This is a genomic window from Sphaerochaeta halotolerans, assembly GCF_003429665.1.
GTDB lineage: Bacteria > Spirochaetota > Spirochaetia > Sphaerochaetales > Sphaerochaetaceae > Sphaerochaeta > Sphaerochaeta halotolerans.
In genome coordinates, this window is sequence record NZ_QUWK01000001.1 from 267,602 (window position 1) to 289,664 (window position 22,063).

General features: G+C 45.9%; 18 protein-coding genes. 11 read left to right on the forward strand and 7 right to left on the reverse strand.

What is annotated here, in order from left to right; all coding sequences use genetic code 11:
* Positions 1-10: 10 nt before the first annotated feature.
* From DYP60_RS01215 to DYP60_RS01225, 3 genes are all read left to right on the forward strand, one after another.
* Complete coding sequence (locus DYP60_RS01215; RefSeq protein WP_117329039.1) at positions 11-1,501, forward strand: tripartite tricarboxylate transporter permease; 1,491 nt, start codon at positions 11-13, stop codon at positions 1,499-1,501.
* Positions 1,498-3,006 carry a galactarate dehydratase gene (gene garD / locus DYP60_RS01220; protein WP_117329040.1) on the forward strand — a complete coding sequence of 503 codons (1,509 nt, stop codon included), beginning with the start codon at positions 1,498-1,500 and terminating at the stop codon, positions 3,004-3,006. Before DYP60_RS01215 ends, garD begins: the two co-directional genes overlap by 4 nt.
* 453 nt (positions 3,007-3,459) lie before the next feature.
* Positions 3,460-4,800, forward strand: coding sequence for an ATP-binding protein (locus tag DYP60_RS01225; RefSeq protein WP_117329041.1), 1,341 nt, complete (start codon positions 3,460-3,462; stop codon positions 4,798-4,800).
* A gap of 440 nt (positions 4,801-5,240) precedes the next feature.
* On the opposite strand, the gene DYP60_RS01230 is transcribed toward DYP60_RS01225, so the two are convergent.
* Entirely contained in the window at positions 5,241-6,860 is a 1,620-nt protein-coding gene (locus DYP60_RS01230) for a DEAD/DEAH box helicase (RefSeq protein WP_117329042.1), read from the reverse strand.
* An 88-nt stretch (positions 6,861-6,948) separates the two neighbouring features.
* On the opposite strand from DYP60_RS01230, the gene DYP60_RS01235 reads away from it, so the two are divergent.
* From DYP60_RS01235 to DYP60_RS01250, 4 genes are all read left to right on the forward strand, one after another.
* A complete protein-coding gene (locus DYP60_RS01235; RefSeq protein ID WP_117329043.1) occupies positions 6,949-7,713 on the forward strand; it encodes a hypothetical protein in 765 nt (254 codons plus the stop codon).
* Between the two features lie 13 nt (positions 7,714-7,726).
* Positions 7,727-8,992 carry a BREX system ATP-binding domain-containing protein gene (locus DYP60_RS01240; protein WP_202384433.1) on the forward strand — a complete coding sequence of 422 codons (1,266 nt, stop codon included), beginning with the start codon at positions 7,727-7,729 and terminating at the stop codon, positions 8,990-8,992.
* A complete protein-coding gene (locus DYP60_RS01245; RefSeq protein ID WP_117329044.1) occupies positions 8,976-10,196 on the forward strand; it encodes a BREX system ATP-binding domain-containing protein in 1,221 nt (406 codons plus the stop codon). The genes DYP60_RS01240 and DYP60_RS01245 overlap by 17 nt, the downstream gene beginning before the upstream one ends.
* Before the next feature lie 308 nt (positions 10,197-10,504).
* A complete protein-coding gene (locus tag DYP60_RS01250; RefSeq protein WP_117329120.1) occupies positions 10,505-11,701 on the forward strand; it encodes an ATP-binding protein in 1,197 nt (398 codons plus the stop codon).
* A 91-nt stretch (positions 11,702-11,792) separates the two neighbouring features.
* Here the strand turns inward: DYP60_RS01250 and DYP60_RS01255 are convergent, their stop codons facing one another.
* The 5 genes from DYP60_RS01255 to DYP60_RS01275 form a co-directional block, all read right to left on the reverse strand.
* On the reverse strand, positions 11,793-12,083 hold the full coding sequence (locus DYP60_RS01255) for a type II toxin-antitoxin system RelE/ParE family toxin (protein ID WP_117329045.1): 291 nt from the start codon (positions 12,081-12,083) through the stop codon (positions 11,793-11,795).
* Positions 12,073-12,369 (reverse strand): type II toxin-antitoxin system RelB/DinJ family antitoxin, encoded by a 297-nt coding sequence (locus tag DYP60_RS01260; RefSeq protein WP_117329046.1) that lies wholly within the window; start codon positions 12,367-12,369, stop codon positions 12,073-12,075. Before DYP60_RS01260 ends, DYP60_RS01255 begins: the two co-directional genes overlap by 11 nt.
* A gap of 475 nt (positions 12,370-12,844) precedes the next feature.
* Entirely contained in the window at positions 12,845-13,003 is a 159-nt protein-coding gene (locus DYP60_RS01265; RefSeq protein WP_237446307.1) for a hypothetical protein, read from the reverse strand.
* A gap of 53 nt (positions 13,004-13,056) precedes the next feature.
* Positions 13,057-14,235, reverse strand: coding sequence for a hypothetical protein (locus tag DYP60_RS01270; RefSeq protein WP_117329047.1), 1,179 nt, complete (start codon positions 14,233-14,235; stop codon positions 13,057-13,059).
* A gap of 51 nt (positions 14,236-14,286) precedes the next feature.
* Complete coding sequence (locus DYP60_RS01275; protein WP_117329048.1) at positions 14,287-16,407, reverse strand: GumC family protein; 2,121 nt, start codon at positions 16,405-16,407, stop codon at positions 14,287-14,289.
* A 333-nt stretch (positions 16,408-16,740) separates the two neighbouring features.
* On the opposite strand from DYP60_RS01275, the gene DYP60_RS01280 reads away from it, so the two are divergent.
* Positions 16,741-17,550, forward strand: a complete 810-nt coding sequence (locus DYP60_RS01280; RefSeq protein WP_117329121.1) for a DUF2238 domain-containing protein — start codon at positions 16,741-16,743, stop codon at positions 17,548-17,550.
* A gap of 9 nt (positions 17,551-17,559) precedes the next feature.
* Here the strand turns inward: DYP60_RS01280 and DYP60_RS01285 are convergent, their stop codons facing one another.
* The gene (locus DYP60_RS01285) at positions 17,560-18,273 is read right to left on the reverse strand and encodes a transglutaminase-like domain-containing protein (RefSeq protein WP_117329049.1); all 714 of its coding nucleotides are present in this window, start codon (positions 18,271-18,273) and stop codon (positions 17,560-17,562) included.
* Between the two features lie 218 nt (positions 18,274-18,491).
* Between DYP60_RS01285 and aroE the strand changes: the two genes are divergently transcribed.
* The 3 genes from aroE to DYP60_RS01300 all read left to right on the forward strand — a co-directional run bounded on the left by aroE (position 18,492) and on the right by DYP60_RS01300 (position 21,893).
* Positions 18,492-19,367 carry a shikimate dehydrogenase gene (gene aroE, locus DYP60_RS01290; RefSeq protein ID WP_117329050.1) on the forward strand — a complete coding sequence of 292 codons (876 nt, stop codon included), beginning with the start codon at positions 18,492-18,494 and terminating at the stop codon, positions 19,365-19,367.
* Positions 19,368-19,401: 34 nt separating this feature from the next.
* Positions 19,402-19,929 (forward strand): transcription termination/antitermination NusG family protein, encoded by a 528-nt coding sequence (locus DYP60_RS01295; protein ID WP_117329051.1) that lies wholly within the window; start codon positions 19,402-19,404, stop codon positions 19,927-19,929.
* 146 nt (positions 19,930-20,075) lie between these two features.
* The gene (locus tag DYP60_RS01300; RefSeq protein WP_117329052.1) at positions 20,076-21,893 is read left to right on the forward strand and encodes a polysaccharide biosynthesis protein; all 1,818 of its coding nucleotides are present in this window, start codon (positions 20,076-20,078) and stop codon (positions 21,891-21,893) included.
* The last annotated feature ends 170 nt before the right edge of the window (positions 21,894-22,063 follow it).

Below are 22,063 nucleotides of genomic sequence, written 5' to 3' on the forward strand. Positions count from 1 at the left end.
GAGGAAAGCTATGGAAGTGTTTTCGTTTGGGTTGTTACAGATTTTCATGTCATTGCTCGGTGTATGCATCGGAGTTATATTTGGCTCCCTTCCCGGTATGACAGCAACGATGGCCATTGCTATCTTTCTTCCTCTTACCTATGCCTATAATCTAACCACCAGCCTGTTTCTCTTGCTTGGACTCTATGTTGGTGGTATCTCAGGCGGTTTGATTCCTGCGATTCTGCTGAATATCCCTGGAACTCCGTCATCTATTTGTACTGGGTTTGATGGATTTCCAATGGCAAAGCGTGGTGAGGGACTCAGAGCACTCAGGATTGGTATTACCGCAAGTTTGATTGGTGGTTTAATTAGCCTAGTTAGTCTCTGGTTCTTCACTCCACCGCTTGCACGCTTGGCGATCAACTTTTCAGCTATTGAGAAGTTCCTGATCATCGTATTTGCTCTGACCATCATAGCTGCCTTGAGCAAGGGAAGTATGATCAAGGGAATCTTTGCCGGATTTGCCGGTGTCTTGATCTCTCTTATTGGACAGTTTGCTGACAACAACACGATGCGTATGGTACCCAAGTTGTTCCGTGTTGATCTTCGCATGGGTTTCCAGCTCTTGCCAGTACTCATTGGATTGTTTGCACTGGTCCAGATATTCCAGGAGGCCGAGACTGGGGTAAAGGAAGAGCACCAGAACATCGACCTGAACCATGAGACAAGGAAGTTCTCCTTCAAGGATTTCAAGGGGCAGGGTTTCAATTTGATTCGTAGTGGTCTTATCGGGACTTTTGTCGGGGTGCTCCCCGGCGTTGGAGGATCTGCTGCTTCCTTGCTCTCCTATTCACAGGCAAAGAGCATGAGCAAGCACCCAGAGAAGTTTGGTACTGGTTATATTGGTGGACTGGTTGCAAGTGAAGGGGCTAACAACGGCTTGACCGGTGGGGCCTTGATCCCCTTGCTTTCCCTTGGTATCCCCGGAGACAGTACCACTGCAGTGCTTATCGGAGCTTTCATGCTCCAGGGTATCCAGGTGGGACCGCTGTTCATTACCAACAACCCGGATATTTGGAAGACCATTCTGGTTGCGATGGGTGTTGCAAACATCTTCATGTATGTGGTGATGTTCTACCCGATCAAGTATATTGTTAAGGTGATCAACTTCCCGAAGGCTAGGATTTATCCTGTCATCATTCTGCTCTGTACGGTCGGCAGCTATGCTACACAGAACGGAAACATGTTTGATGTATGGGCTATGCTCTTCTTTGGTGTGGTTGGTTATTTCTTTGCCAAATTTAAATTCAGTATTCCTTCATTTCTCATAGGTTTTATTCTTGGCAGTGATCTTGAGAAGTACTTTGTTGATTCTATCAAGGGATCCGGAGGGGACCTGATGACCTTCTTCTCCCGTCCGATCGGAAACGCCATCTGGGTCTTGATTGTTATTTCCCTTGTATATGCTTTCTATGATGAGTGGAAATCAAAGCGACTGGCGAGGAAGACAAAAAAATGAATGCACTGCTCTTGAAGATTGATTCCAGGGATACGGTTGCCATTATTACAGAGGCTTCCCGTAAGGGAGATGTAGTTGATGGTATTACACTTCTCTCTGATATCCCCCAGGGCCATAAGGTGGCCCTGCAGGATATGCAGAAAGGGGATGAGGTCATCCGCTATGGGGTGGTGCTTGGCTATCTGCTTGAAGATGTGAGGAAGGGGTCTTGGATCAATGAGAACTCCCTTGAGCTTCCCCTTCAGCCTTCTTTGGAGTCTCTCTCCTTCAGTGAGCCTGAAGAGGTAATACTTATGCAACCAAAACGTACCACCTTTGAGGGTTTTGAAAACCCGAATGGAGGATTTGCCGGTACCAGGAATATCCTTGCCATCACGACCACGGTACAGTGTGTCAGTGGGGTGGTTGACCAGTTGGTGAAACGAATCAAGGCAGAACTGCTTCCCAGGTATCCAAACGTCGATGGGGTGGTTGCAATCAACCATGCCTATGGGTGTGGGGTTGCGATCAATGCTCCAGATGCAGTCATTCCTATCCGATCAATCAAGAATACCATCAAGAACCCCAACTTTGGTGGGCAGGTGATGGTGGTTGGGCTTGGCTGTGAGAAACTCACCGTTGATAAGCTGCTCAGTGATGAAGAGAACACTCCTGAGAATGTGATCATCCTCCAGGACTATCCTGGTTATGGGCCGATGATGGAAGCGCTGCTTATGATGGCTGAGACTAAGCTCAAGAAGCTTGATCAGCGTAGGCGGAAAACCTTGCCACTTGAGAAACTTTGTGTTGGTATGCAGTGTGGAGGTAGCGATGCTTTTAGTGGTGTGACCGCCAATCCAAGTGCAGGCTATGCAAGTGACCTCTTGGTTTCCGGTGGTGCTACGGTAATGTTCAGTGAAGTCACTGAGGTTCGTGATGGGGTGCACTTGCTTGCCGAGCGTTGCAAGGACGAGGAAGCTCTCAAGAAGCTGGTTGCTGAAATCGGTTGGTATGATGAGTACCTTGCAAAGGGGAGTGTGGACCGGAGTGCGAATCCTACTCCGGGAAACAAGAAGGGTGGTCTTTCCAACATCGTTGAGAAAGCAATGGGTTCTATCGTGAAGAGTGGGCATGCTCCCATTGTCCAAGTGATCGGGCCGGGTGAGCTCCCCACCAAGAAGGGGCTTATCTTCGCGGCCACCCCAGCGAGCGATATTGTCTGTGGCCCCAGCCAGCTTGCCAGTGGGATGTCCGTCCAGGTCTTTATGACCGGGCGTGGAACACCCTATGGCTTGGCCGAAGCTCCAGTCATCAAGGTATCCAGCCGCAATGCACTGAAGCATATGTGGCAGGACTTGATCGACTTGGATGCGGGCTCCATTGCCACTGGAGAGGAGACTGTCGAAGTGGTCGGGGAGCGTTTGTTCAATTTAATCTTGGATGTTGCAAGCGGAAAGAAACCATTCAGTGAACAGTATGGACTGAACAACTTCCTCTGCTTTTTCAATCCAGCTCCGATTACATGATTCATCCTTTTCTCATATTCTTTGCATAGTTTCCTTATACCTCTGTGGTGTACTACAGCCAGAAGCCAAGAGGCAAGGGAACTACCCGGAAGAACTCTTGGTGGGAAGTAACGATTCTGAGAACGCCTGCCTGGCTACAAGGCAGGGTAGCAAGGAGAGGAATCCCTTGTCCTGCATCTGAGGTTGTCAGAGGGGCACCAGAATCACTTCCAGGATTTGTGAATTACCTTTGTAATAAGATAACCTCCACACTATCTGGTTCCTGCCTAAGAGGCAGGGATTGGGTAGGTTTTTTGTAAAAGTATTTAAAAAACTCATATACTATAACAAATCACATAAATTATGCAAAACATGTGGTATTTATCACATATTATGCAAAAATTATGTGATTATATTTTGCTTTTTTCCTTATGTCATCCTATACTTACCAGTGAGAACGAGGGGGAGATTTGTATGGAAAGAACTGCAATGCAATCACTGTTGGCATGGAAACGATCGCCATATCGCAAGCCCCTTCTCTTGCAAGGCATTCGCCAGGTAGGAAAGACTTGGCTGCTCAAGGAATTTGGGAAGCGATACTATGAGCGCATAGCGTATTTCAATTTCGATGAACATCCAGAATACCTGCAATTTTTTGAAACTACCAAAGACGTTTCCAGGATAGTAGATAATCTTCAGTTTGTTGTGGGATTCCCTATAACAGAGGGTAACACGTTGATTATCTTTGATGAGGTACAAGACGCACCAAACGTCTTGAATGCATTAAAGTACTTTCATGAAAAAGGGAATGGATATCATGTTGCTTGCGCAGGGTCCTTATTGGGTGTCTCTCTTGCAAAGCCCTCTTCATTTCCTGTTGGCCAAGTTGATTTCTTGGAAATTCACCCCATGACTTTTAGGGAGATGTTGGTTGCAGAGAACGAGACAGGTTTGGTGTCATATCTGGATTCCAAGTCTGATATGGAATCAATTCCTGAGGCATTTTTCAATCCACTGGTTGAGCACTTTAAGAAGTATTTTTTACTGGGGGGGATGCCCGAAGTGCTTGCCCGTTGGGTAACCGACCGCGACAGTGGAAGTATAGATTCAATCCTCTGGTCGATTATACAAGCGTATGAGCGGGATTTTGCAAAGCATCCAGAACCAAGAGAGTACCCCAAGCTGATGCATATTTGGCATTCGCTTCCCTCTCAATTAGCAAGAGAGAACAAAAAATTCTTATATCAGCTCGTAAAGCAGGGTGCACGAGCTAGGGAATATGAAGCTGCGCTGAATTGGTTGGTTTCATCAGAAGTGGTTATTAAAGTATCAAGATGCACCAAGCCTGCACTGCCTTTGTCGGCCTACGAGGATCTCTCATCCTTCAAACTCTATGCGGCCGATATCGGTTTGCTCAGAAGGTTGTCCCAGCTTGATATTTCCTCATTTCTTAATCCGAACCAATTGTTTACGGAGTTCAAAGGCTCCTTTGCTGAGAACTATATTTTGCAGTCTCTCTCAGCATCCTTTCCCGTGCCTCTGAGGTATTGGACAAGTAGCGACAATCGTTATGAAGTTGATTTTCTCCTGCAATACAAGAATCTGGTTATTCCTATTGAAGTGAAGGCAGATACCAATATTGCGAGTCCTTCGTTGAAGGCGATAAAACGACTGCATGGAGAGGCGTTCCCGCTGAGGATCAGGTACTCTTTGCAGAATCTCAAATTTGATGGAGATATGCTCAATATACCTCTTTTCATGGCCGATTGGAGTGAACAACTTATAACGATGGCGTTAGGGATACAAGCAACATAGTTCACTCGCAGAAGCATTGTTACAGCAATTCAACATTTATCCTTTTCTCATATTCTTTGCATAGTTTCCTTATACCTCTGTGGTGTACTACAGCCAGAAGCCAAGAGGCAAGGGAACTACCCGGAAGAACTCTTGGTGGGAAGTAACGATTCTGAGAACGCCTGCCTGGCTGCAAGGCAGGGTAGCAAGGAGAGGAATCCCTTGTCCTGCATCTGAGGTTGTCAGAAGGGCACCAGAATCACTTCCAGGATTTGTGAATTACCTTTGTAATAAGATACCTCCACACTGTTCTATTCCTTTCCTGCATTTGCTTAATGAAGACAGTGTGTGTACTCATGCAAAGTTTTACCAAATCTCTGTTTCAGCAAATGGCATGCATGTAAGAAAATCATAAAACTTTCTCTAAGAAGAACCTACCGGTTAGTGTACAATGAATCAATCTATTCATGGGAACGGATGGTTTGAGTTTTCATTCTGAGCAAGGAGAGGGAGCGCATATGGGAATAGTACCGCTTGTCTTGTGGAAGTGTTGCCTTTCTGTACATTTCTTGCAACACCTCTGGATCTTCAAACCAGTCATTGCGGACTCTGCCCTGGTTGAGTAGTACCTCAAGCCCTCTTGTAGAGGCATTTCTCTCTTGCATGGTATCGAACAGTGTATCCGCAAGCTCATCATATGCTGAATGGATGAAGTGGTCTGTATACTGGAGATGCCACTCTTGTACTGAATCGATCCCTGCATCCAATAACTCGTTATCCTCAATGGTATGGGCTAGAGAGAGGTAGAACAAGCTTGCTTTTCCCTTGCCTTCTTGGAGCCGGAGAATCCTCCCTAGCCGTTGTATACGTTGTCGTTGTTCAGAGGTGGTTGCAAGGAGAATACCTACATCTGCAGAGGGGATGTCGAGTCCCTCATCCAATGCCTTGCATGAGACAAGGATTCGTGCTTCTCCCGAGCGATATCTTCTTAGGGCAAGAGTTCTCTCTGTCTCTCCCAACTCGCTATGATACTGTGCCACTTGGTTGGGATAGTAGCGTTTCAGTCTCGCATAGAGTGCTTCACTCTGGCTGATGCGCTCCCCGAATATGATAATCTTGCTGCGAGAGTCAAGCAAAGCAATAAGATCAAAGGCACAGGCAAGTCTCTGGGGTGCTTCATACACAAGAGCCCTTCTTTGATAAAACAGTGTAAGCAGTAGGTTTGCGGTTTCGGCAATTGATGGAATCTCGCTCAAACAAAGTCGTTGTAGTTCAGTGAAAAATGCAGGTCCTTTGAGATTCTTGAGGGAAGGAACCATCTTCTTGAGTTTTCTGAGCGTTGTGGTTATTCGCCCAGAAAGCTCCTCATATTTATCTACTTGGTGTTTGGTCATCTTCAAGGCAACATTGTAGATGACCACTTGGTTGATTACCCCTTCTAGCATTGCATCTGAAAAACCATAGGTATAGAAGAGTGGTCCAAGAGAAGGAACCAGAAACTGTTCAAATCCCGTTCCTTGTGGTGTTGCTGAAAGGCCAAGTGAGTAGTAGTTTTTCTTCTGTTGCTCATCCAACAATTCAAGGAACGAGAAAATCTTTTTATTTTCTGGACTGGCATAGTGATGGCACTCATCGGCAATGAGCAATACGGGCATCTCATTCTTGAGTTGCTGGTGCAGGATGTAAGAAAGCTTGTATCGTGCAGAGTTGATTACATAAATCATGACAGGCTTGTCATGGTCCTGATGGTGCGTACCACAGACCCACCCGATATCTTCCCTCTGTATTCCTAAGTCTTCATGGTGTGAAAGAATGGCTGATTTCCATTGTCCGATTAGGAAGGTCTTAGGCACTATGATGACAATTTGGAGTTTGGTTTTCAGTCGTGCTTGTAATGCTTTTGCTGCATAGAGGGCTAGAATTGTTTTTCCGGCCCCGGTTACTACCTGCGCAACGCCACGTCCCTGCCTTTCCAGCCAGGAATCGATGCACTGTTTTTGCCATGCATGAAGGGATAAGCCCATGGGTTTGATGCTCCTTGGCACAAGATACCACGAGAGGTCTTCCTCAAGCAATGTCATGCAATAAGATCATGCGATAATGGTAAAAGGGATTGCATAGAACCGCACCATCATTTATGCTTTTTTGTATGCCCAGAAAGGAGAAGTCATGGACTACGAAATTTTATATAACGAATATCTTGCGTACGAGAAGGCAATTAAAGAAAAGATCAAATTGGTAACCAAACTACAAAAAGCTATAGCTAAGAACATGAGCAGTGGTGACCTGTCTAAAAGTATTTCAGACACTGAGCTATTGCATCAAGCAAGCGATGAGCTGTCTGATTTGACCAGTAGTATCAAAGCATTGCTTTCAACCTTTGATGCCAGAGAGTACATGGAAAGCGGGCTTTTTGCCCAACAGCTCTTGAGTCAGTGTGAACAGAGTAATGTTGATGTCATCGGCGATTTCCCCGTCTACGAGATGTTTCCCTACAAGGTACGGTTTGATGTAGAGAACCAGGAAGCATATCTTGACCGGAAGAAGGTCTCTTGTCTCCGTCCATCCACCTTGGTGTCCATTGTCAAGGCAGGGCAAGAAAAACTGTATAAGGCATCCTTTAGAGCGAACCAGTTTGCCACTGAGTTAGCCGCTGCTTATGATCTTGCTTGCTTGAAGCTTGGAAAGGAAGCAGGAGCAGATATCTACCTGACCACACTCTATAAATACCTGGTACCGATGAGCCGCTCACGCAAGGAGTATGATCAGCAAAGCTATGCCTTTGATATCGCTCGACTTTTTGATGCCCAAGAGGTGGAAGTAAAGGGAGGACGGTCCTTCCAGTTTGGTCCAAGCAGAAACAACTCCAAGGCACTGAGGATTCTTGACCAGACTGGAAGAGAGTACTATCTCGCAACCATACGATTCTATTAAAAGAGGTAGTTTGATGGAAATGCAGACCAATATGCGTGCAACCATTGCCCAGCTTTCTCAAGGAGAAGTCCCCGAGAGTGAACAGTTGCTCAATCAACTTTCAGTTGGGATTCAGTTTCTTACTGACTTCTATCAGGAGAAATATCTTGATGAGTTCATCAAGGCAGGTGGGAGCAAGATCAAGTTCATCACGGGAAGGAAGGGAAGTGGGAAGACCCATACCCTTCATCTCTTGCAGTCCCTTGCAAAGCAAAGAAAGTATGTAACGGTCAGTATTTCTGCAAAAACGCTCTGGTTGCATGATTTTAGGGAGTTCTATCTTGAAGTGCTCAGACAAGCCAATATCATGGACTTGCTCAATCATTGCAGTGATAAGATTGTCCATGCAATGGGGTTTGAGAGCCAAGATATTGGCACTGGTCGCACGTTCATTGATTTTCTCGCCCAACAAGGCCTTGCTGATGGCATAACCAGGCGAGAGATGCGTAACCAGCTAAAAGAGATGTTCCTTGATAATCCAAAGATGGACAATAACTTTTCCCTCGCTTGTAGTTTACTCTGTGGTTCCTTGCTTGGTCATCCAGTCTTGGAAGAAACAAACAAGGAGCTTCTTCTGGCATGGATGCATGGAGATAAAAAGATTCGGATGACCTTGCTCAGGCCGTTGGGTTTGGCCCCAACAAGGATTACCAAGTATAATGCCCGTAATTTGCTGCGAAGTCTTGCTGAATTAGTGCATCTAAGTGGATATGCTGGCCTGTTGGTGACAGTTGACAATCTTGAAATCCTGGTTGATAAGTCAGGTATGAATCCACTCCACTACACCAAGATGAAACGGGAAGATACGTATGAAAGCATCCGACAATTGATTGATGATATTGATACATTCAATCACTTCATGGTGGTCTATGCCTTCTCAGGGGAGTTGCTCGACAACGAGAATGCTGGATTGAAGTCCTACCAGGCGCTCTGGATGCGGATCCAGAATGAGGTACGTTCGAAACGAGTGAACAAATTCAACGACATTGCCGATCTCGATGCAATAGCGCTTCAAGAGTATTCACCTGCATTGTTGGTGGAGATGAGCCAAAGACTGGCTGATCTTGTGCAGCATATCAATGTACAGGCATCTCCGCTGGGTGTAGAGACAGCACAACATTTGATCATGCAGGCAAAAATGGGGGGTGTGTCACTCCCCCGTTTGGTCAATCAGGCGACGTTGGGGTTCCTTGCCCAACAAGATGATGCTGAGGAGGAAGAACATGAGTTGGGGTTATGAAGAAAGACATATGATCGAGGCCCTGCGCTCAGGGATTCCTTCCAAGGCGATTGGCCACCACTTTGCAGAAGCTCGACAAGAACTCTTGGATAGTGTCATCGAGAAACTTGATGGAGTGAGTGAGTCCAAGATGAGTGATTCCATGATTATCAGCGGGAAATATGGTGAAGGGAAAACGCATCTGATCAATACCATTTATACCCTTGCCCACCAGAGAAACATGGTCGTTTCCTTGATTTCTTTGAGTAAAGAGACACCTCTGGACAAACTCTACTTGGTCTATCCAAAGTTGGTAAACAATACCTACTTGCCCAACCACGTGCAGCCAGGTTTTACCCAGGAGCTGAACAAACTTTCACCGAATTCCCCTTTGACGAACGACCTCTTGCTCTATGGGGCAACACAGCTTGAGACAGACCGTTTGTACTATTTGCTACGTTCCTACCTCAATACGGATGACATGGAAGAGCAGTTCCTGCTGCAGACTGATTTGGAAGGGGACTTTGTACCCAACCTCCAGATCAAGAAAATGTATCGTAGGATTTTTGGTGAAAAGGTGGTATTCAACCAGAATTTTGTGAAATCTCGCCACGCCCAAGACTATGTAGCATTTCTCAGCCATTTGTTCGTGCAGCTCGGATATAATGGGTGGGTGATTCTCTTTGATGAATCAGAGCTCATTGGCCGCCTAAGCAAGAAGGCAAGGGCGAAGGCGTACAATAATCTTGCTTCGTTTCTTTTCCCGGCCAAGCAGCTGGAAGCTACCTTCAGTCTTTTTGCCTTCAGTTCTTCCTACACGGAGGATATTATTGAGGCAAAGAATGAGTATCAGAATCTGGAGGAGTTGTATCCTGAGGGACAAGAGCCCATGAAGTCAGTGCTGGATGCTATTGTGAAAGCTCCTCAGCTAAAGCCGCTTACCCATGAGGAGATGCAGCAAATCCTGGAAAAGATTGTACGCTTTCATGCAAAAGCCTACGACTGGCAACCAAATGTAGCGCTGGAAAAGCTTTTGGAGCGGGTGGATAGAAGTGGGTATTTACTGCGCTCAAAAATTCGAAGTGCTATCGAGTACCTCGATCAGCTCTACCTCTACCAGACGGAAGAAGAGAGCTTGGTTGGAGAGTTGGAAGAGGGGCATTACGAAGAAGAAGAGAGCGAGGAAGAGAGTGCTCCTACCTTTGAACAGCTGTTTGATCATTGACCCTGATCTTTCCTGTTTTAGGGAGAGATCGGGAGTTGTTTCTGTGGTAATGAAGTACGGCTGGAGGCACTTTCTCTTGAATACATGATGTCTTTGCAGTGTTGTCTGAAATATTCCAGCAAATTGATACAGTATTCCACGTATATAAAACCATAGAGTGTTTTGAGTACAATTACAGGCATCTGGAAATAGAGAAATGGTTTCCGAAGAAACCAAAAAACAAGAATATTGGTTGGTGCAGTAACCAAAATATCTAAAAATTGGTGAATGCAGTGTACAAAATAGAGAATATGCTGTATGCTTTCGGTATGGATAGATTGTATGAGTTTTATCGAAGAAGGTTACAGTATACTGATATGACCTTGGTACGGGAGTTTGAGACTGCCGTTTCATGGGATGCTCGGCTTGTGGGAATCAAGGGAGCAAGAGGATGTGGGAAAACTACACTCATTTTGCAACACATAAAAAAGACGTTTCAGAATAATCTTGATGTTGCTCTGTATGTAAGCTTGGACAATCTATATTTTGCGAATAATCTTTTGCTGGAATTTGTTGATACCTTCGTAAAGCATGGGGGTACCCATATCTTTTTGGATGAGGTGCATAAATATCCTGATTGGGCTGTTGCTATAAAAAACCTGTATGATGAATTTCCTATGCTTCATATCGTCTTCACTGGTTCCTCCTTGCTTGAATTGGAAAGGGGCAAGGCTGATCTGAGTAGGAGAGCACTGATGTATGAATTGCCTGGGCTCTCATTCCGTGAATATCTGGAGATTGAAACAAAGATGACATTTCCAGCGTTCTCAATTACTGATCTTTTGGACAAGCATGGCCAGATTGCTCAGGAGATTGTTTCGCATATCAAACCCTTTATGTATTTTTCAGATTACTTGAAAATCGGATATTACCCCTACTATCTTGAGGGTGTAGGGGATTATTCTATGCGATTGGAAGAGACTGTACTCGTGATATTAGAGCAAGAATTGCCGATGTTGCGTGGTATAGAACCTGCCTATATCCCGAAGATTAAGCAACTACTGTCAATTATTGCGCAATCAGCTCCGTTTGTGCCAAATATTACCAAGTTGAGTGAACGGATAGGAATCAATAGACAGACCTTCATTACATACATCACCTATTTGGAACAGGCAAACTTAATCCGATTGCTCTACAGAAGCACCACTGGGATTGGTCTCTTGCAGAAACCTGATAAGATATTCTTGGATAATACGAATCTCATGTATACCTTAGGGTACAATAATCCCTCAATGGGTACGGTACGAGAGACGTTTCTTGCAAGCCAGCTATCTCAGGTGTCTACTGTCACGTTCTCTCCTCAGAGCGATTTTCTTGTTGATGGAACCTATACTATCGAAGTTGGTGGGAAAAAGAAGAGTAGAAGGCAGCTGCAGGGGATAGAGGACGCATATATTGCCTCTGATGATATTGAGTTTGGTTTTGGGAGGAAGATTCCTCTCTGGTTGTTTGGCTTTTTATACTAGAGAGCACATGTCTATATAGCTGTATTTTTAGTCATATATTTTCTGCCCACAGATTTCCTTCCCGATTCTTTATGACTTATTTCTGGAAAGGTCACATTGATTGTCTACAATCAATGATGGCATCAATAAACACGCTATTTTCAAAAACAGAGAAGACTGCTTTGTACCTTTTAGCGAAAGCAACCCGTCTGTATTTTCCGCTAGGTAATCCAAGATCCTCTTCCAGTTGGAATTGGAAGGGATTATCCTTCAACTTAACAAGAACAGAACAGAACTCATTTCTCAATACTTTGGCAGCAGGAATGCTCACTTGGGCAAGGAATCTTACGTGACTGACAAGCATTTCATCGGCTTTTCTGGAGACAATAACTTCAAACCCCATATTTGGCTTCAGCCTCTGCCACAATCAAGTCAAAATCCTTAAGTATTTCATCTCCACTTCTACCGACATACCCGTTTATACGTTCATCTTCTGCAACAAGCAAATCTGCATACAATGAATTCTCGGAAGCAAGAGACAAACTCAATGGCACTGACTTTTCCCTCACAATCTGATGAAGAAGCATGTTGAAGGTTCCATTCAGTGTCATTCCAAGTTGATTGAGGATTTCCTCGGCCTGAGCCTTTAGTTCCGTATCCGTTCTCAAACTGATTGTTGTACTAGCCATATAGTTTCTCCCTATTGAAATTCTATCATTCCCAAGTGATGTAGGCAATACAATGCACATACATTGCATAGGGTAATCAGCCCGTTATTACCGAAGATCAAGAAAATCCCATAATTATCTGCAACTGATTGCTGGTTAGGCTTTGTTCGGCCGGGAATCTCCTTCAGGTATATGTAGTATCGTACTACAAATTTAGCAGGATAAGCTTCTGCAATTAATATTTAGATAAGAAAGTGCTTGTTTTAGGTTAGCAGAGTAACCAAAAAATCGAAATAATAGTGGATGTAGTAACTAATTTTCTCGAGTAATGGTTACTACAGTGTGCAAAATACAGCACTAGCATGTTGATATTTGTACGTGTCCCTTTTACATAGGATCAGCTAATACTGAAGTATGTATACATTCAGTAAATAATTAGTACAGTATCGAACCCTACCAGTCCCCTTAGGGAACCAGTAGGGCTTCTCTCTTGTGGTTAACCCTTCACTCCACCAAGCATTAAGCCTGAGACGAAGTGTCTCTGTACAAAAGGATAGATGATGAGAACAAGGAGCATTCCCAGTACCATGACAGCAATCTTCAGGTTGTTGGAGACATACTGACCACCACCAAGGGATTCATCGGATTTGAACATCAGAGAGTGCAAGACCACCTGCAAGGTGTACTTTCTACGTAGAGGGATGGTAATCAATACCGTTCCCAGAACGATGGTTCATCATGCTTTCCTGGGATGTAGATCCGGTCAGCGTGGAATGCACTGATGACCAAGGGAACGAAGAGAATGTCTCCATATCGGAAGGGGTACACCATTTCTCCAAGGAAGTATGCCGCAAGGATGACCATGAGGCTGAAGAGAAGGGATGAGGTAGGCAATAGGCGATAGAGACTGAAGAGAATTGCCAGGAAGGGAATGGCAGAGAAGATGCCAAAGGTCGCAATCATCCACAGGTAGGAGTTTGGAAGTCCTTTGGTGGCTAAAAAAGACGGGGTGAAACCAGTTAGGAGTTTCTTTGGTGTCAGTTCATTCAAGAACCGCGTTGTTGCACTCAGCCTCCCTGTATTGGTAAATCCATACTGGCCAAAGTGGGAGTAACGGTAGAGATGGGGAAGGAGCAATGCCAGTGCAATTACGATCATAATCAAAGCAAGTAGAAGTGGAAGCCGATAGTACTTCAGCCAATGGGTTCCAGAATCAATATAGTAGAAAGCAATGAAGCGTATGTTGATCACGATGATTGCAGTCAAGAACAACATCGATATGATGATTGCAGCCCGCCCTCTTGCGCAGAAGGAAAGCACTACAGAGACAAGTGCAGGCCAAATGGCTGGACGATATCGTTTGTTGTAGAAATCCGAAATATAGAGCAACCCTTCACCTAAGAACATGATGGTTGCAATATAGGTAAGAGGAACTTTCCTGATACCGCTCAAGATGGGCAGATTTGTCGAGATACTACAGACTGCGATGGCGAGAAGGGCAGAGGAAATGATGAAAAAGATACGGAAGATCTTCTTCGCCCAAGTGGTGTACACGAACAGAATTCCTATACTGTACCCAGCCAAGGAGTACCCCAATCCACTGAGAAGAGACACTTCCGGTCCTTGAATGGTTTTCCCGTAGACCAGAAGTGCAACCAACACTCCCCCGATGAGGTAGTCCACTAGTTCCAGTTCCTTCCGTTGAGTGAATAAGGTTATGATGGTACAAAGAAAAGCCAGCAAGAAGGAGATGCCCGCAATGTGGGGAATGGGATAGAACTGATCAAGTAAGAGAAGTAGTAAATAGACAGGAAGCAACACCTGCAGGAGAGCGGGTGTAGAGGGAAGTGTGTTTTCAGTTTCCTGCAATAACAATCTATATCTCATTCACTCTCTCCTGCTCCCTCCTTACAAGGAGGTGGGACAGCGTACCATCCATCAGCGAGACGACGCTTTCGTTAACAGCTTCGCTTCACGACCACTCCCATTTCCAGACATAAGTGCAGTCAAAGCCTTGTCATGTGCCTTGATTTCCTGTCTCTCCTGATAGGAAGGTTTGCCTGCAATATTGTTCAGGATAACACCAGCAAGTGGAAGGTTGCAGAGCTCAAATGTATGGAGCAGTGCTTTCAGCATCCCACGAGACCCTACAAAGCTACGGATGTTCAAGATCAAGCCATTGGTGGCTCTTGAAACTGCGAGCAGATTCGAAGCAGAGCGGAAGGTTGGTCCATCGATGAGTACCACATCGTAGAGAGCAGAGACACTGCCAAGGTACTCGACAAACTGTGAACTGTTGAGAATCTGTCCCAGTTCCTTTGGCCCTGCCTCTATTGCTACAATAGAAAGTTCTGGATTTTCTCCAGCAGGTTTGCAGGGTTTGTCGAGGGAGAAGGTTTTCAGGTTGGCCGATGAAGCAATTTCAACATGGCTTGTAATTTTTGCGTAGAGGCGTTGGTAGTTCATTCCCTCGTTTGCTGTACCAATGACGAGAACTTTCTTGCCGCTCTTTACCATGGAGAGTGCTGTATTGAGTGTCGTGTAGGAAGTTCCTTCACCATAACTCAAGCTTCCCAGTGTGAAAATATTGGTGTTTGGAGCATACATTAAAATACCGGCAAGATGGGTGTATGCGCTTCCTGCAGCGGAATCAGGATGCTCGAGAATTTCCATCTCGGTGTTGATATCCTTGCTCCCTAGAGGAATGGTGGTAAGAAGTTTTCCTTCCTTACCCAGTATCTTGATAAGGGACTGTTCGTCATCAATCGTGTCAGAGAGGTATTCAGCAAGCAGGGTAGCCAAGAGAGCAAGTGCTGCTCCCAGCAGCACACCAACTGCCAAAATGAGGAGGTTGTTTGATTCCCCATCCTCGTTTACCAGTTTCACTGGTTCTACTTCTTGTATTGCAGTACGTTCTGAAGCAAGGAATGAGTCGAGAGATCGTATCTGTGAAGTCAAGCTAACAGAGGTACTGGTCTCTCTGGAGACATCATTACGTAGTTCTGAGTATTCGAGCTGGAGGTTGGTAACAGTTTTCAGCTTATTTAGATATTCGCTCTCCAACCCACTAAGGATTGAAAATTCTACACTTGATGTGATGCTACGCGTTCTTTCAAGGGCCTCAAGTTCATCGAAACCTTGGGAGCGGAAAAGCTCAGAGAATTGAGCTTCTAGGTTGGTTAGTGCAAGTTCCAGTTCCGGGTTACGAACTGCGTTCTCTTCAGATGTATTTGATTGCACCAGTAGTCGTGCGATTTCATCATATAGATACTGTCTATAAGCATCTGAATATCTGGAGGTGAGGAGAAGGGTCTGCTCATCCTGTACTCCAAGAGATTGGAGAGAGGCTTCCAATGATGATTCAGGAGCAACTCCTGCCAGTTGGAGCTGGATGAGGGAGAGAATTTGCTGATATGCCGATTTATTTGCTTCCAATGAGAGGATGTCTGTCTCTTCTTGGAACGCAGCTAATGCTACCTTGCTTGATTCCAGAAGGGTAGTACTCTCTTCCAGCTGCCTATCCAAGGCATCATGCTGCAAGGTAAGGTCTGTATTTGCAAAGGCAAGGAGAGATGCTGAGAATTCACTGGTTAGTGCATTAAGGAAGTCTTGGGCAAACACAGGATTGGAGTGTTCAAGTGAGATGGAGACTGAATTGGTGTCCTTTATCTCGCTGGTTGTGATTGCTTCCTGTAGACCTTTGAATTTCTTCTTGTCAGTGAGTAGGTCTTCATAGGTGGAGCCATCCTTTCTTTGGTAAGAGGCAAGGTTCAATTGCCCTAAGGCACTACGAACAGTCTCATCACGCGTGAGGAACTGGAGTTCGGTAGTGATGTTCCTGATATCGCCTCTTGAAGTATCCCAAGCAGTAAGATTCTTGATTGACTCCACGCTTACCGTGGTCGTTGCGGTATAGGTGGGATCATTGGTCAAGATATATCCCACACATGCAAGAACGATGATGCCAAATACTATAAGAAGCAGTTTGAAATGCTTCAATACTATGCCAATAAGTTCACTGATGCTAATACCTTCGTCCTCATACAACGTTTCTTCCATACCTGCGTCCCCATTTCCCTATGCAAAAATTTTGAGACAATTTCGCTTTCCCGACGAAATGTTCTCTTGTGCAAGAATAGCTCCGCCAACAAGCATACTTGGGTGCGGTACGAAGGTGTGCATAGTTTCTTGTTGTTAGAGTGATTCTTTAAACCGTTAAACGATACCATGTACAGAGGTGAAAGTAAATATAGTTTAGGAAAACGATTAGTTGTCATAAGGCAACAAGTGTCTAGGTTTGTATCGAAAAACTGCCTGTAAGAGGTTGTAATTACTCATTGATATGGAAAAACGCTATTGACCGTCATACGTTCTCCCCTCACAATACCAACCATGAAGAAGTGGAAAGCTCCAGAGAAGAAATCACTTGGTCAGGCACTGAAGGAGAAGGATAGCGCACGTATCGTGCACTATGCCCTGCGTTTCATTGTGGTCCTCGTGTTGGTTGCCCAGCTTTTCAACGGCAACTATGAAAACGTATTTCTCTGTGTGCTTACCCTTATCCTGTTCACCATTCCTTCCCTTATAGAGACAAACACCCGTATTGATATTCCAGATACCTTGGAGAACCTCATCTTCTTCTTCATTTTCGCAGCCGAGATACTCGGAGAAATGCGTTCCTACTATGTGACCTTTCCCTTCTGGGATACATTGCTGCACACCTTCAACGGCTTCTTGGCAGCGGCAATCGGGTTCTCCCTCGTGGATATACTTAACCAGAATGAACGGTTCTCCATTCGGCTCTCTCCTTTCTTTGTTGCCATCGTCGCCTTCTGCTTCTCTATGACCATTGGGGTAATGTGGGAGTTCTTTGAGTTCTTCATGGATGTGGCCTTTGGCTTGGACATGCAGAAGGATACCGTGATTGCCACCATACACTCAGTCTCCCTTGATCCCACAAACAGCCAGAAGATCATAACCATCAGCGGTATTGAAGAGGTTGTGGTACAGGGGAAGCCGTTGGGTGTCGGTGGGTACTTGGACATTGGGCTCTTTGACACCATGGAGGATCTCTTCGTGAATTTCATCGGAGCAGTTGCGTTCAGCATTGCCGGCTATTTCTATGTAAAGTATCGTTCGAAAAAAGCTGGATTCCTCAAGTACTTTGTACCAACATTGGTTGAGAAGGAAGAATCCAGGTAGAGCAGCAACTCAGCTTCTGCGCAGTTTTCGGATGGATCTGTTGAGTTTGGGACGGAGAATCAGTCGGTAGGTCAGAGCGTGTGTTCTTCGTTCTGCCTCCGGGTGGGCTTGGAAGAAGGCATCGGGATCGCTGAAAGTGTGTAGGCTTTCCCTGATTGCCTTGCTCTGGATTGCTGTCTCCTTTTCCTCCCACCTGATAGGAGGATTTCGGAAGTGAGAGACGGCGATTCCGTAGCCATAAAAGCTCCCGATGAAGTTGGCAAACTTCTGCTGGAGTTTTTCCAGGTATGGACGGTCAACAATATGTCCCCCGATCTCAAGCCAGCTGCCTTGGTACTGTATTTCCACCCATGCATGGTGCAGATGTCTTGGACTGAAAAGGAAGGAGATTCCACCGAGTAATCCTCGATGTATGACCTTGCTGATCATGGCCGCCTTCAGCCGGCAAGGAATGCCTACTGCACGAAGAAGGGCCATCAGGAGCGTGGTCTTGGTAAGGCAGTTTCCCATACCTTGGACGAGTACTGTTGAAGCGGGGACACAAAAGCTCTCTGCATATCCGTAGGGTATTGCATCACGGACAAACGTATAGACTGCATCAATACGCTCGCCAGAGGTAGGGAGGGAGAGCCACCCTTGCTTTTGGATGAGTGTTACAATAGCAGGGTGTTCATAATCAAGGAGCGGTGTTGCTCTTCTGTATTGTTGCTCATCCGATTGCATCTAAACCTCTCTTGGACCACAGTATAACACTAAGAGCGTGTTCTTGCCATACACGAATATGATACGGGTCTGGGTAGAATCATTAGACAGAGAGATAAAGCTGTACTACGATAGAGAGAGGAGACTTAAATGTTATGCGGTCCTCTGTCCCGGAATTATATCATCAAAAATCAATCACCTATCGTAAGTATAGGGTGAATTATTATTAGGAGATGGTAATGGATACACTACATGCACTGATGAAGGGCCCGCTCCCTTCCCTGTTTTTCTGTATTGGAAACCCCGTGGTGGGAAACCCCACCCAATATATGATGGAAGAAGCTTTTTTGGCCATGGACTTTCCCGGTCAGTACATCACCTGTGAAGTGGAACCAAATCAGTTGCAAACAGCATTGGAAGGGTTGAAAGCTCTGAAAGTAGCAGGAGGCAATGTCACCGCTCCCTTCAAGCAACTGGTTTTCCCCTACCTCGACAGTTTCACCGAGAGTGCACGTCTCAGCAATGCTGTGAACTGCATTACCTTGCAAGCAGATGGCACCTACCAAGGGGATAATACTGACGGCAAGGGGTTCCTGCAGTCCTTGCAGGAGCAGGTCGGGAATCTCAGTGAGAGGCGAGTGGTGCTCTTTGGCGCTGGGGGAGCTGCCTCCGCCATTGCAGTTGAGCTGGTCCTCTGTGAGGTGCAAGAGGTCATCTTGGTAAACCGAACCAGGGAAAAAGCCGAAGCGCTTGCGCAGCGTTTGAGGGGAGTCACGAAGACCACGGTATCTACCCAAGCTTGGGAGGGTACTTATCAGATAGAAGAGGATGGTTTGGTGGTGGTGCAGGCTACCAGTGTTGGTCTTTTCGATGAGAAGCGCTGCATAGATGTTGCTTTCTCACAGGGGCTTCAGGATGTCATTGCCTGTGATGTAGTGTTCAACCCCACCGATACGGCCTTTTTGAAAAGGGCAAGGGAAGTGGGAGCCACTACCCTTGATGGACTGGGAATGTTGGTGAACCAGGGAGTTCTTGGTCTACAGAATTGGACAGGAATGGTTCCTGATGCTCAAGTGATGAGGGCGGCACTAGAGAAAGCCTTCTCAATCGGATGACAAACATGTACCAAATACTGTACTATGGGCGACTATGAACTATTACTTCATTGCTTGCAGGACAGGACGAGAGGAGTATGTGAAGGCTCATTTGCTCAAATTCTTTAGTCGAGAACTTGAGGAAGATGAGGTGATGGCCTTCATTCCCATGCGCCGGATGATTGACCGACGGAAGGGAAAGAAGATCATGACTGACCATCCAATCCTTCCTGGGTATCTTTTACTCTCCAGTGAGATTTCCCTCCAGGACTTTAGCCGAGATGTGCTCAAGCTTCCCGGTTGTTATGGTTTCTTGAAAAACCTAAACAAGACCATTGAGCTTCAAGGCCCAGACTACGAGTATGCTGCCTGGATCATGCACAACAAGGGAACCATCACATCATCGAAGGTAGTATATAAGAAAGGAGAGCCGATCAGAATTATTGAAGGTCCGATGAAGGACTTCATGGGTACGATCGTGAAGGTCGATTATCGTCATAGTAGGGTCATGGTCGAATTCCAGTTTGCAGAGGTGGTTAGAAGGGTAAGCATGCCTGTTGAGTTTGTGGAAGTGAGTAGGTAGGCAAAGAGAGCGTTTTCTGTACGATTCATTTACAGGGCATGATTGGCATGGTATAGTAGCGCTACCTGAGCTCCTGTGTCACAAGGATATTGTGCTACACATTCTGCATGGGAGCAGAAAAAGATACAGACCAGGGGTGATAGTCCATGAGTGAATTGGTGAAGAGTCGTTATTTGCGCTGGGTTGTCCTGATGGCAATGGATGCAGTGCTCTTGTTGCTTGCAGGTTTCTTGGCTTCTTGGGTGGTATTTCAAACACTGCCATTCAATTTCGACTCTTTCATTTACTTCAATATCCTTGCCACCATCTTTCTTCTCTTTGCTGTTCGTTTTTACCACATTAGAATTAGTGAGAGCTCCCTCGACCTGCTCGGCCGAGGTTTAACTGCGTTTATCCCAGTAACCATCCTCGGGATACTCCTGATTGGTTTCTATCTCGGCTTTCATAGTGATTTGATCCCATTCATAGTCAGTGCCGATATTTTTGGGTTTCTCTTGGTGATGGGTTCGCGTGTTTTGTATCGCACTGTCCTAGTGTATCGAAACAAGCAGAGCAACAACCAACACCCTCGTGCAGTCATCTATGGTGCAGGGGAGCTGGGTAATACTCTGGTTCGTCAGTATCAGAAAGGAAAGCTTCCCTACCATATTGTGGGGTTCGTGGATGATGAGATCCAACTGCATGGCACCTACATGCTTGGGGTGAAAGTCTACGGGAGTGTACAGGAGTTGCCCCAGGTTCTTCAGAACCTGAAAGCCAAGACCTTGATCATTGCCATTACCCAGATTGATCAGGAGCGAATGCTTCTTGCCGTCGATGCAGCAAAAGAAGTGGGGTGTGATATTAAAGTAATTCCTTCCCTTTTTGAGATGCAGGAGGGACAGAAAGAGCTGGACCTCAGAAACCTAGACTATGCAGACCTTCTTGGTCGCCCCCTGATCAGCATCGACAAGGAGCCGATCAGACAGATGGTCCGGGGAAAACGTGTCCTGGTTACCGGAGCCGGTGGGAGTATCGGCAGCGAGATCTGCCGCCAGTTGCTTACCTACGGTCCTGAGCAACTCCTACTGCTCGATGTTGATGAGACAGAGCTCCATGACCTCTCCTTACGGCTGCACAACTACCAGAGGGAGTGGAGTGAACTTGTCATTCCCATTGTCTGTGATATCAAGAACCGAAAGAAGATTGACCGCATCATGACGCAGTACAGACCACAGTTGGTATTCCACGCTGCCGCATACAAGCATGTGCCGCTTCAGGAGCTGTATCCAGAAGAAGCCATTACCACCAATATCAATGGCTCCTATGCAGTGCTTAAAAGTGCCAAGGAGCATCAGGTTGAGAAAGTGGTAGTCATCTCCACTGACAAGGCGGTGAACCCGACCAATGTGATGGGAGCTACCAAGCGGGTGGTTGAGTTGATGGCCGGTATGCTCAACAGCAAGGAAACCGAGATTGTTTGTGTAAGGTTTGGGAATGTCCTAGGAAGCCGGGGAAGCATGCTTCCCCTCTTCATAGATCAGATCAAGGCAGGAGTTCCCATTACGGTCACCCATAGGGACATAATCCGCTACTTCATGGCCATTCCTGAGGCAGTAGGCTTGGTATTCAAGGCAGCCAGCATGGCAAAAGGTGGAGAGGTGATGGTCTTGGATATGGGTCAGCCGGTCAAGATCTATGACTTCGCAGAGAAGTTGGTGAAGTACTATGGGGATAGCAGAAGCCAAGTCATTGTCACCGGGCTTAGACCGGGTGAGAAGCTTTATGAGGAACTCCTTGCCAATAAGGACACCACCATTCCTACCGAGGAGAAGCTGGTGTTCAAGGCAAAGGTAAACAACCATACCATCAGTGAACTCTCCTTCCTCAATCACTATCTTACTGCCTTTGAGAAAAGTACTCCCGAAGAGATGCTGAAGATGCTTCATGAACTGGTTCCGGAGTTCAAGGGCCCAAAGATGTAGGGTGTTATGCAATAAGACTGTAACAGAATCTCAATCTTGTGGAACTGCACATGCTCTTCTACAAAGCAGGTAGACCCAAGTATTTAAGAGGGTATGTGTAGCAGTGGGGAGTTCTCTGAAGACCAAGTATATGCACTGGATTGGGGGATGACGTTTCTCTTGGTTCCCCT